The sequence below is a fragment of the Flaviaestuariibacter amylovorans genome, assembly GCF_039541815.1.
GTDB lineage: Bacteria > Bacteroidota > Bacteroidia > Chitinophagales > Chitinophagaceae > Flavisolibacter > Flavisolibacter amylovorans.
Window position 1 is genome coordinate 281,598 of record NZ_BAABGY010000006.1, and the last position, 12,576, is coordinate 294,173.

7 protein-coding genes are annotated in these 12,576 nt (G+C 59.8%); 5 read left to right on the forward strand and 2 right to left on the reverse strand.

Annotation, left to right across the window (positions count from 1 at the left end; genetic code table 11):
- Positions 1-121: 121 nt before the first annotated feature.
- Entirely contained in the window at positions 122-1,237 is a 1,116-nt protein-coding gene (locus ABD937_RS07480; protein ID WP_345254764.1) for a lactonase family protein, read from the reverse strand.
- Positions 1,238-1,600: 363 nt separating this feature from the next.
- Between ABD937_RS07480 and nudK the strand changes: the two genes are divergently transcribed.
- Both nudK and ABD937_RS07490 read left to right on the forward strand, forming a co-directional pair.
- On the forward strand, positions 1,601-2,179 hold the full coding sequence (gene nudK / locus ABD937_RS07485) for a GDP-mannose pyrophosphatase NudK (protein WP_345254766.1): 579 nt from the start codon (positions 1,601-1,603) through the stop codon (positions 2,177-2,179).
- Between the two features lie 99 nt (positions 2,180-2,278).
- The gene (locus tag ABD937_RS07490) at positions 2,279-2,635 is read left to right on the forward strand and encodes a hypothetical protein (RefSeq protein ID WP_345254768.1); all 357 of its coding nucleotides are present in this window, start codon (positions 2,279-2,281) and stop codon (positions 2,633-2,635) included.
- 55 nt (positions 2,636-2,690) lie between these two features.
- On the opposite strand, the gene tyrS is transcribed toward ABD937_RS07490, so the two are convergent.
- Complete coding sequence (gene tyrS, locus ABD937_RS07495; protein WP_345254770.1) at positions 2,691-3,968, reverse strand: tyrosine--tRNA ligase; 1,278 nt, start codon at positions 3,966-3,968, stop codon at positions 2,691-2,693.
- A gap of 359 nt (positions 3,969-4,327) precedes the next feature.
- Here tyrS and ABD937_RS07500 point away from each other — a divergent pair, with 359 nt between their 5' ends.
- The 3 genes from ABD937_RS07500 (at position 4,328) to hscA (ending at position 12,576) form a co-directional block, all read left to right on the forward strand.
- Positions 4,328-5,425 (forward strand): putative type IX sorting system protein PorV2, encoded by a 1,098-nt coding sequence (locus ABD937_RS07500; RefSeq protein WP_345254772.1) that lies wholly within the window; start codon positions 4,328-4,330, stop codon positions 5,423-5,425.
- 33 nt (positions 5,426-5,458) lie between these two features.
- Positions 5,459-10,507 carry a putative type IX secretion system sortase PorU2 gene (porU2, locus tag ABD937_RS07505; protein WP_345254774.1) on the forward strand — a complete coding sequence of 1,683 codons (5,049 nt, stop codon included), beginning with the start codon at positions 5,459-5,461 and terminating at the stop codon, positions 10,505-10,507.
- Between the two features lie 212 nt (positions 10,508-10,719).
- Positions 10,720-12,576 carry a Fe-S protein assembly chaperone HscA gene (gene hscA / locus ABD937_RS07510; protein ID WP_345254776.1) on the forward strand — a complete coding sequence of 619 codons (1,857 nt, stop codon included), beginning with the start codon at positions 10,720-10,722 and terminating at the stop codon, positions 12,574-12,576.

Here is a 12,576-nt window from a genome sequence, read left to right on the forward strand (position 1 = left end):
CTGGTAGTTGTTTAATCGATTCTCCTGGCTTTAAGTCAGTGTATTGAAACAACTCACTTATCGTATGTAATCATGCGAAATATGGGGCAATGCACAAATCACCTGCTCACTCGCTCACCTGCTATTTCTCCACCCACTGCAGGCACACGGGGCTGGGCACCGCGACGCGCTTACCCGTATCCGTGAGCAGGCCGGTGACCTTGTCTACTTTGAAGACAGTGATGCTGTCGCTTTCCTGGTTGGCGACCAGTAGCCAGGCCCCGTCGGGGGAGAAGGAGAAGTTGCGCGGCACGAGGCCACCCGTAGGCTGGTGCCCTACCGGCGTCAACTGCCCGGTACTTTGATCAATGCGGAAGATGGCGAGGTGGTTCGTAGGATTACGGTTCGAGGCATAGAGGTACTTGCCGTCGGGCGATACGTGGATGTCGGCGCTGCTGCCCTTCCTGCTGCTGTCGGCCAGCAGGGAAATCTCCTGCAGGTGCTCGAGCTTTCCCTTGCCGTAGCGGAACGCACTCACGGTGCCCGTCAGCTCCTGGGTCACATAGGCCCACTTGCCGTTGGGGTGAAAATCAAGGTGACGCGGGCCCGAGCCCGGCGTGAGGGCCACGGAGCGGTCGAGCGCGTCGAGCCGGCTGTTCTTGCTGCTGATACGGTAGATCACCACTTTGTCGGTGCCGAGGTCGGGCACGAGTACGTAGTCGCCGTCGGGGCTCAGCACCGTGGCGTGTACATGCGGCGCCTCCTGGCGGGCCTTGTTCGGGCCGCTGCCGGTGTGATTGAAGGAGACAAGGGATTCGCTGACGCCACCGTCGGGCGCCACGCCGAAGAGGGCTACGGTGCCGCTGCTGTAGTTTCCTACGACCACGTTGCGGCCTTTCTCATCCACCATCACATAGCAGGGATGGTCGCCCTGCGACGGTACGCTGTTGATAAACGAGAGGCGGCCCTTGTCGAGGCGGAAGGCGCTCAGGCGTCCGCCCCCGTCGGCCTTCCCGTCCTCGTTCACGGCATACACGTAGCGGCCGTTGGGAGCGGGTACGAGGAACGACGGGTTGGAAGCCTTCGCCGAATCGATCGGCGCCGTGGCGGCATCTGCCGGGTTGAATGAGAAGGTATAAATGCCGGTGCTGTGTCCTTTATGGGTGTAGGTGCCCACTAGCAACGTGGTAGTCTTGGTCTGGGCAAGGCCTTTGGCAGAGAAGCCTGCAAAGGCAAGCAGGAGCAGTGCGTTTTTCATACGGAGCCGAAGATAGTGAGTTAATGTGCTAATGGGGTAATGTGCTAATGGGAGAATGGATTGATGGGGGAAGTAGAGAAACGGTTGCATTATGTGCGACAATACATAACCGTCATCTCTTGGTAAAGCCTTGGATCGGTAATCGAGAACCAGCCCACGTTGTCATCCCGAGCGTAGCCGAGGGATCAGCCGTGGGTTTTCGATTCATTACCAGCTTACGTTGTCTTCCCGTAGCGCAGCGCAGGGATTACCCATTGGGCATCAGGCATTCGGACCAGCCCACCCGTACAGAACGACAATTCATGCATAGAGGCCTGCGCGCGGGGCGGCGGGGACCTAGATTTGGCCAAACGAATTCCTTTCATGAACGAACGCGTGCGCAACGTACAGCCGGAAGTGCTCTCCGACAACTGGTATACCCTCCGCAAGATCCACTTCGAGTACCGCCGCGCCGACGGCACCTGGCAGGCGCAAAGCCGCGAGGCCTACGACCGCGGCAACGGCGCGGCCATCCTGCTCTACAACCGCACCCGCGGCACCGTGATCCTCACACGGCAGTTCCGGATGCCCACCTTTGTGAACGGCAACCCCGACGGCCTGCTGATCGAAGTGCCGGCGGGCCTCCTCGACCGCGACAACCCCGAAGACTGCATCCGTCGGGAGACCGAGGAAGAGACGGGCTTTCGCGTGCACGAGGTGCGCAAGGTGTTTGAAACCTATATGTCGCCCGGCTCCGTTACGGAGCTGCTCTACCTCTTCGTGGCCGAATACGACCGCAGCATGCAGGTCGACGATGGTGGCGGCATCGCCCACGAGCAGGAAGACATCGAGGTGCTGGAGCTCCCGTTTGCGCAGGCGATGGCCATGGTCGCTTCCGGGGAAATACGGGACGGCAAAACGATTCTGCTGCTGCAATACGCCGCGCTACATCAGCTGCTATAGCGCACGTATGCAGCATGCTGCTTCCCCTTCCTTCTTATAACACGCGTACGGACGCTCCATGGCGTGTCCCGACATTCCAACAATCCAAAACCCTTTCTTATGATGATCCTCGTTGCCGGCCCCTACCGCTCCGGCACTAATGACCAACCCGAACTGATCGAAGCCAATGTCAAAGCCATGACCGACTGCGCCCTGCGCCTCTACCGGCGCGGGCACCTGCCGGTACTCGGCGAGTGGTTTGCCCTGCCGCTGATTGAGGCTGCCGGCTCCAAAGCCATCGGCGACGATGCCTTCAACGAGATCTTTCACCCGGTGGCCCTCCGCCTCATCGGGCACTGCGACGCCGTACTCCGCATCGGCGGTTCTTCTGCCGGGGCCGACGAGATGGTGCACGCCGGCGCTGCCGCCGGGAAGCGGATCTTTTACCGGGAAGCCGACATTCCTGACGGGGAGTAAGGCCAAGAAAAAGCCCCGGCGATACTGCCGGGGCTTTTTCTTGGGGGCAATTCGTTTACTCCGCTTTTACGAGGTAGACCTTCTTCTTGCCCTCGTTCACCAGCAGGTACTGGCCGTGGAGCAGGAGAGAAGGGTCGAGCTTCCGGTTGATGTCGGTGCTTTTGTGCCGGTTGAGGCTGAGGCCGCCACCCTGGATCCGCTCGCGGGCGTCGCGCTTGCTCTTGTAGATGCCGAACTCGGTCACGAAGGACACGATGTCGGTGCCGTTCTCGAAGTGGGAGAGGGGGCAGGAGATCTTCTGGATGCCTGAAAGGCTCTCGAGGTCCTCCACCGAGAGGCTCTCGGCCGGCGCGCTCGCATTGTCGAACAGCTTCTGCGTGGTGGCGATGGCTTCCGCGAGTGCCTCTTTGCCGTGCACGAACACGGTAAGCTCTTCGGCAAGGCGCTTCTGCAGCACCCGCTTGCTCCGGTCGGCGTCGTGCTCGGCAATGAGCGCGTTGATCTCGTCCTGCGGCAGGAACGTGAAGATTCGGATCCAGTTCACCACGTCTTCGTCGGTGGCGTTGATCCAGAACTGGTAGAATTCATAAGGCGAGGTACGGCCCGCATCGAGCCAGACGTTGCCAGCCTCGGTCTTACCGAACTTGGTGCCGTCGGCCTTTTTGATGAGGGGACAGGTAAAGGCAAAGGCCTCGCCGCCCGCCTTACGGCGTACGAGCTCGGTACCGGTGGTGATATTACCCCATTGGTCGGAGCCGCCCGCCTGGAGTTTGACACCCTTGTTTTGGTAAAGCCAGTAAAAATCGTAGCCCTGGATGAGCTGGTAGGTGAATTCGGTGAAGGAAAGGCCGCTATCGCCTTCGAGGCGGCGTTTCACGGAGTCCTTGGCCATCATGTAATTGACGGTGATGTGTTTGCCGGCATCGCGGATGAAGCTCAGGAAGTCGAGTCCTTTGAACCAGTCATAGTTGTTGACCAGCTCTGCCGCCGTAGGACCGGTGCCGGAAAAGTCGAGGAAACGGCCGAGCTGAGCCCGGAGGCCCGCCACGTTCTTGTCGAGGGTGGCTTCGTCGAGAAGGTTGCGCTCGGCGCTTTTACCCGAGGGGTCTCCGACCATCCCGGTGGCGCCCCCTACAAGAGCAACGGGCTTATGGCCGGCCCGCTGCAGGTGCACGAGCAGGATGATGGGCACGAGCGACCCGATATGAAGGGAGTCGGCCGTCGGGTCGAAGCCGATATAAGCCGCTGTAGGCTCTTTGAGTAATTGTTCCTCGGTTCCCGGCATGATGTCCTGGATCATGCCCCGCCAGCGCAGTTCTTCGATGAGATTCATGGGCGCAAATATAGGTTTAGGAGGGTTTAGGAGGTTTAGGCGGTTTGGGGGTACGGATTGGTAGCCGGTGGTTAATGGAAACGAATGAGCCTAGGGCCTATTTGAGGTTGCTAGCCAACTATTTGCCGGCTTTACCCGTATTTATATGCGAGGCCCTGACCTCCTAAACCATCTAAACCCCCTAAACCTTGTTCTTAACTCAGGCATGCCATTTGTTCCAAAAGTGGAAATTAACCGATGTTTTGGACCGGTTGGGCTAGGGGTATTCGCTTGACCGCGTAAAGTGAAGTACATTTGTAAAGAGCCTGGCCCTGTCTCAGAACAGCTCCAAAACTATTGAAGACCCGAAAATCGTCCGAATGAACCCGTCCCGCCCGCTCCTCTGTGGAGCGTTGCTGCTTTCCCTGTCTGCAGGGGCGCAGTTTCGCAAATACTCGAATGAATTCCTCAACATCGGCGTTGGCGCCCGTGGCCTGGCCATGGGCAGCGCCCAGGTGGCTTCCGTCAACGACGGAACCGCCGGCTACTGGAACCCGGCGGGCCTCACCCACCTCGGTTATAAGCAGGTAAACGCGATGCACGCCGAGTATTTCTCCGGGATCGGCAAATACGACTATGCTTCCTTCGCCACCCCCCTTGCCGGCGGCCGCCGCGCCCTCGGCATCACGGCCCTGCGCTTCGGAGTCGACGACATTCCCAACACGCTCTTCCTGGTGGAGCCCGACGGCACCATCAACTACAACAATATCCGCTCCTTCTCCTCGGCCGACTATGCCTTCCTGTTCTCCCTTGCTCAAAAGCTGAAAGACCGGGGCAACCGCAAGATGCAGTTCGGTATCAACGCCAAGGTCATCCACCGCTCTGTGGGCACCTTCGCCAAGGCCTGGGGCTTCGGCCTCGACGCCGGCCTGCAGCTCCAGGTCAAGAAGTGGCGCTTCGGGCTCGTGGGCCGCGACATCACCACCACCTTCAACACCTGGTCGTTCAACTTCACCGACCAGGAAAAGGAAGCCCTCTACCTCACCAACAACGACATTCCCGTGCGCTCCACCGAGATGACGGCCCCGCGCCTCGTGTTCGGCGCCGCCCGCGACTTCAAGCTCGGCAAGAAGGTAGGCCTGCTGGCCGAGGCCAACTTCGACCTCACCTTCGACGGGCAGCGCAACACCCTTGTAAGCTCCAACGGCCTCAACATCGATCCCCGCATCGGGCTGGAGGCCAACATCAACGGCGTCCTCTTCCTCCGCGGCGGCGTCAACAACTTCCAGCGCGCCCTCGCCGACAAGGACACGACCAACCAGAAAAAAGTATGGATCTACCAGCCGAGCCTCGGCGCCGGCTTCCGGCTCGGCAACGTCCGCATCGATTATGCCTTTACCAACCTCGCCAACCAGAGCAGCGCGCTGTACACCCATGTGTTCTCGCTCAGCCTCGACCTGGGAGGGATCAATAAATAAACATCCAATCATCCTACCTCCAAACACCTTACTATGAAACGGATTTTACTCGCATTACTGGTGCTCGCAGGGTTTACCGCCCAGGCCCAGCAATACAACAACGAGTGGATCGACCACGGCAAAACCTACTTCAAGTTCAAAGTGGGCAGTAACGGCCTGTACCGCATCCCGCAGGCGACCCTCGCGGCGGCAGGCCTCGGCTCGGTGCCGGCACCACACTTCCAGTTGTTCCGCAACGGAAAGGAAGTACCCCTGTTTACCTCGGTGGCCAACGGTGTCCTCGGTGGCAGCGATTACATCGAGTTCTGGGGGGAGATGAACGACGGCGGCCCGGACAACATCCTCTACCGCGACCCTGCCTACCAGATGAACCGCCGCTGGAGCCTGCAGACCGACACCGCAACCTACTTCCTCACGGTGAACGAAGGCAACAACAAGCGCCTCGAAACCACCGCCAACAACGTGGCCGGCACATCGCTTACACCGGAACCCTACTTCATCCACAAGGCCGGCAACTATTTCAAGAACCAGATCTCCGCGGGCTATGCCGTGAATGTGGGTGATTACATGTACTCGTCGGCCTACGACCGCGCCGAGGGCTGGAGCTCCAGCAACATCGCCACCAACGCTACCCTCACCACGTCGCTGACGGGGTTATTTCCCTATACAGGCGCTGCACCCACGCCGCAGTTCCGGATCGCCATGGCCGGCACCGCTACCAACCCGCGCCGCTACCGCGTAAACCTGAACGGCGACTCGCTGATGGGCGGCCCGATCAACTACTTCAACGAGGTCACCGACAGCGTGGCGGTACCCGTAACGCGCTTTGCCTCCGGCACGGCCTCCGTGGCAGTTACCAACGTCACTACGTTTGGTAGCGACAGAATGGTGGTCCATCAGTATGAGCTCACCTACCCGCGTCTCTTCAACTTCGGCAATGCCACCAGCTTCGACTTCACCCTGCCGGCAACCGCCGTGGGGCAATATATCCAGGTCAGCAACTTCAGCGCCGGCAGCGCCGCTCCCGTGCTCCTCGACCTGACGAACGGCCTTCGCCTCGTGGCCAACACGGCCACGGCCGGCCAGTACCGCTTCGTGCTTCCGCCGTCGGCAACGCCCCGCCGCCTCGTGATGGTACGCGGTGAAACGCCTGCGACTGCCCAAACGGTAAGCACCCTCACGCCGCGCACCTTCGTCAACTACAACCTCGCCGCCAACCAGGGCAACTACCTGATCGTGACCAATGCGGCCCTCACGCAGACCGTCAACGGTACCAACCCGGTGGAAGCCTACCGTGCCTACCGCAGCTCCACCGACGGCGGCTCCTATACCGCTAAGGTCTACCTGATCGACGAGCTCGTGGACCAGTTCGCATTCGGCATCAAGATGCATCCGAGTTCGATCGTGAACTTCACGCGCTTTGCCCGCAACCGCTTTGGCATCGACCCGCGCCACCTCTTTATTATCGGCAAAGGCGTCAATTATGTGTCGGCCCGCAACGGCGAAGCGCAGCCCACCATGGCCCGGCTCAACCTCGTGCCGACCTTCGGCAACCCGGCCTCCGACAACATGCTCACGGCCGAGCCCGGTACGTCCAATCAGCGTACGCCGGTAGGGCGCCTTTCGGTGATCTCGGGTACCGAGATCCTGACCTACCTCAGCAAGGTGAAGCAGTACGAAGCCGCGCAGCGCCTGCAGTCGCCCCTCATTGCCGACAAGGCCTGGATGAAGAACGTGGTACACCTGTCGGGTTCCACCGAGCCGACGCTTTACGCGATCCTGGCAGCCTACCTCGGCCAGTACGGAAGGATCATCTCCGACACCCTGTACGGCGCCAAGGTCACCACCTTTCTGAAGAACAGCGCCAACACCGTGGAGCAGATCAACAGCGGTGAGCTCGACCGCCTCTTTACCGAAGGCATCTCGCTGATCACCTACTTCGGTCACTCCGCCTCCAGCCACCTCGAATACAACCTCAACAACCCGGATCAATACAACAACCCGGGTAAGTACCCGATGTTCATGGCCCTTGGCTGTAATGTCGGTAATGTGTACAGCGGCAATTCGGCGCGCCTCAGCGCGCTGGAAACGTTGTCGGAACAGTTCGTCATGGCTCCGAACCGCGGCTCCATCGGCTTTATTGCCTCGAGCCACTTCGGGATCACCGACTACCTGCACCTGCTCAGCGCGCGGATCTACCAGCATATTACCTACAAGAGCTACGGCGCCTCCATCGGGGAGATCCTGATGCACTCCACCGAAGACGTGTTTGCGGTGAACACGCAGGAGGACTTCTATGCCCGCGCCACCTGCGAGGAATCCAACCTCAACGGCGACCCGGCCATCACGCTCAACCCGCATGCCCAGCCCGACTACGTGATCGAAGACCCGCTGGTACGCACGAGCCCGAGCTTCGTATCGGTCGCCGACAACTCCTTCCGCCTGCGCGCGCAGGTGCTCAACATGGGCCGTGCCGTGAGCGACTCGATCGTGGTGGAGGTGAAGCGCGAGTTCCCGGGCGGCAACAGCCTGGTCATCTACCGAGATACCCTCCGCGGCATCCGTTTCCGCGATTCGATCTCGATCGACGTGCCCATTGAGCCACTGCGCGACAAAGGACTCAACCGCATTACCGTTACGGTAGATGCCGATGGCGCCGTGGACGAACTCTTTGAAAACAACAATAGCATCACCAAGGATATCTTCATCTACGAAGACGAGGCGCGTCCTGTATACCCTTACAACTTTTCCATCGTAAACCGCCAGAACGTGAAGTTCGTGGTGTCGACGGCGAATCCGTTCGCGAGTACGCGCACCTACCGGATGGAGCTTGATACGACGGCCATGTTCAATTCGCCCCTGAAAGTCTCCAATGACCTCAATGCCCCGGGTGGTATCGTGGAGTTTAATCCAAGCGTAAACTTCCGCGACAACACGGTCTATTACTGGCGTGTTGCCGAGGTGGTGACAAGCGGCGTACCCAACTGGGCGGAGGCCTCCTTCCTCTATCGGGCCGGCACCGACACGGGTTACAACCAATCGCACTATTTCCAGCACCAGGGTACCCGCTTTAGCCGTATGCGACTTGATTCGGCGAGCCGCCGCTATCAGTTCAACCCGGTGCAGCATGAGCTCTATATCCGCAATGGCGTCTTCGGCACCGGATACGCTACGGGACAGGCCGGCGACCTCGTGATCAATGTGAACGGGGTAAACTATATCCGCAACGCCTGTAACTATTCCATGGTGTTCAATGTGTTCGACAAGACCACGTTCCGCCCGTGGGTCAACGGCAGCGGCCAGTACGGCAGCGCTGTCTGTACAAATACGCTCCGTCGCTTCAACTATGAGTTCCTCAACGATACGGCCGGCCGCCGGAAAGCGGTGGCCTTCCTGGACCAGATCCCCGACGGCAACTTCGTGGTGCTGCGCAGTATTATGCGGGGCGAAGACCACTTGAACCAGTACGTTTCGCACTGGATCAACGATGCCAACCTGTACGGCACGAATCATACTTTCTACAACGTGTTGAAGCAGGCCGGCTTCACGCTCATCGACTCGGTGACGCGTCCGCGCGCCTTTGCGTTCGTATTCCAGAAGAACCGACCCTCATTTACCCCGGCACAGGGCATGTCGGTCGGCAAGTTCGACGTGATGACCATGACGGTAATGGCCCCGGCTACCGACTCCACCGGCACCATGACGAGCCCGCGCTTTGGTCCGGCGGCGGCCTGGAAGGAGCTCAACTGGGGTGGTACTTCGCTCGAAGCCCCCAGCCAGGATACCGTATCCCTGAACCTGATCGGCATCAAAACCGACGGTTCGGTTGATACACTCCTTCGCAACATCAGCCGTACGCAGACGAGTGTGGATATCAGAAATGTACCGGCTGCCACCTACCCGTACCTGCAGCTCCACATGACCGTAACCGATACCTCTTCGTTTACGCCATACCAGCTCGATCACTGGCGTCTTTATTATACACCCAAAGCCGAAGGCGCTGTAGCCCCGAACCTGCTCTTCCAGATGAAGGACACCTTCGACGTGGGTGAGCCCCTCGACTTCAAGCTGGCCTTCAAGAACGTGAGCGATGTGGCCTTCGACAGCCTGAAGGTGAAGGTGGTGATCACCGACCGCAACAACGTGACCCGCGTGCTGCCGCTCGGCCGCTTCAAGCCCTTGCCTGCCGGCGATACCCTGCACGTGCGCTTCCCGGTTGATACACGCCTTATCGGAGCTAACAGTATGTACGTCGACGTCAACCCCGACAACGACCAGCCGGAGCTGTATCATTTCAACAACTTTATCTACAAGAATTTCTTCGTGCGCGGCGATACCCTCAACCCGCTCCTCGACGTCACCTTCGACAACCGCCACATCCTCAACGGCGACATCGTGGCAGCGAAGCCGGGTATCGAGATCCGCCTGAAGGACGAGGCCAAGTACCGCCTGCTCGACGACACCTCGCTGGTGACGGTGCAGGTGCGCGATCCGCAGCTCAACGTTCGCAGCTATGCCTTCAACTCCGACACCCTCCGCTTCGAGCCCGCCACGTCGGCCGGCAATGAGGCCAAGGTGCGCTTCAATCCCCACTTCACGGAGGACGGGGAGTATGAGCTGATCGTAAGCGGCCGCGACAAGAGCGGCAACGGCGCCGGTCGCATCGAGTACCGCGTGGCCTTCCAGGTAATCAATAAGGCTACGATCTCCAACATCTTCAACTACCCGAACCCCTTCACCACCTCTACGGCCTTCGTGTTCACCATCACGGGCGCCGAGGTGCCGCAGAACCTGCGCATCCAGATCCTGACGGTCACCGGCAAGATCGTACGCGAGATCACGAAGGCGGAGCTCGGCCCGCTGAACATCGGCCGCAACATCACGGAGTACAAGTGGGACGGTACCGACCAGTATGGCCAGCAACTCGGCAACGGGGTGTACCTGTACCGCATCATCACCAACCACAATGGCAAGTCGATGGAGAAGTTCAACCTCTCCACAAACTCGATCGACGCTGATACCAAGGACAAGACCGACCGCTTCTTCAAGGGCGGGTACGGCAAGATGTACCTGATGCGGTAAGAATATCGAATAGCGAATAAGGAATAATGAATATCGAAGTAAGGCCCCGCTGTGCGGGGCCTTTTTTGGGGGAACAAGGAACAGGGAATACGGATGTGAAGGAGTAGCCCTGGTGTCGCCCGGTTTGCGGTAGCCATTCTTTGTTCCTTATTCCCTGTTCCCTGTTCATTTGTTCTACCCGGTTCTTCTGCTGTGCGTTAGCTTTGCAGGCTATGGCAAAGATCTCCATCAATATGAGCACGGGCTCGCTGCAGCAGGAAGAGATGATCGTGGGCATCGACCTCGGTACCACCAACAGCCTCATCGCGATCATTCATCCCGGCACCAACCAGCCCACCGTGCTCCGGGAGTTCGATAACTCGCGCCTCGTGCCGTCCATCGTGCACTTCGGCCCCGGCGGCAACATGTCGGTAGGTGAGGAGGCCCGCCAGTACCTCGTAACCGAGCCGCAGAACACCATCTTTTCGGTAAAGCGCCTCATGGGCAAATCCTATAGGGACATGGAAGGCGTAGCCCCGTATTTCACCTATAAGGTCATCGACGACGGCACCGACAACCTGGTGAAGGTGGAAGTGAACGGGAAGTTCTATACACCCATCGAACTCTCCTCCTTCATCCTCAAAGCCCTCAAGGCCCGCGCGGAGCATATCCTAAAAACACCGGTCAACAAGGCGGTGATCACGGTGCCGGCCTATTTCAACGACGCCCAGCGCCAGGCTACCCGCGACGCCGGGCGCCTGGCAGGCCTCGACGTTCTCCGTATCGTGAACGAGCCCACCGCTGCCTCCCTCGCCTATGGCCTCGGCCTCCGCAACGACGAGGAAAAGGTTGTCGCTGTATACGACCTCGGGGGCGGCACCTTCGATATCTCCATTCTGCGCATCGCCGGCGGCGTGTTTGAGGTACTCGCTACCAATGGCGATACCTACCTCGGCGGCGACGATTTTGACCGCGCCATCGTGCGGCACTGGACTGCCGGGGCCGGCTGGGACGATGCCCGTATTTCTTCGGATAAGTCGCTCGCACAGCAGTTACGGCTCGCGGCTGAAGAAGCAAAAAAGCAGTTGAGCGTCACCGATAGCTATAACACCATCATCGACGGACAGGAGCTTCTGATCACCCGCGCTGGGTTCGAGTCGCTGATCCGCACGCTCGTGGAGCGCACGATCGACTCCTGCCGTAATGCCCTCGCCGATGCGGGACTGACGAAAGAAGAGATCGCCGAAGTAGTGATGGTGGGCGGCTCTACCCGGGTGCCGCTCGTGCGCGCATCGGTGGCCGACTTCTTCGGCCGGCCCGTGCATACCGAGGTGGACCCCGATGAAGTGGTGGCCCTCGGCGCCGCCATCCAGGCCGACGTGCTCGCCGGCCGCAATAAGGACCTGCTGCTGCTCGACGTAACGCCGCTTTCGCTCGGCATCGAGACCATGGGCGGACTCATGGACGTGCTCATCCCGCGCAATGCCAAGATCCCCACCAAGGCCGGGCGCCAATATACCACGCAGAAAGACGGGCAGAGCGGCATGCGCATCTCGGTGTACCAGGGCGAGCGCGACCTCGTGCAGGACAACCGCAAGCTTGCCGAGTTCAGCCTCACCGGCATCCCGGCCATGCCCGCCGGCTTCCCGAAGGTGGAGGTCTCTTTCCTGATCAATGCCGACGGTATCCTGCTCGTACAGGCAAAGGAGCTGCGCAGCGGCGTGCAGACCTCGATCGAGGTAAAGCCGCAGTATGGGCTCACCGACAACGAGGTGGAGCGCATGCTGCTCGACTCGCTGGAGCACGCACAGAGCGACATGAAGCTTCGCGCACTGGTAGAGGCGCAGACCGAGGCGCGGGTGCTGCTCGAGACCACAGGCACCTTCATTACAAAGAACGAAGCCTGGCTCACACCCGAAGAAATACAGGTGACGCGCAGCGCCATGCAGGACCTCGAAGCCAAGGTGGCAGGCACGGATAAGGATGCCATTCAATCGGCTATCGAGGCGCTCAATGAGATCTCCCGACCCTACGCGGAGCGATTGATGGACGAAGCGATCGGCAAGGCTATGAAAGGAAAAAGTATCTGA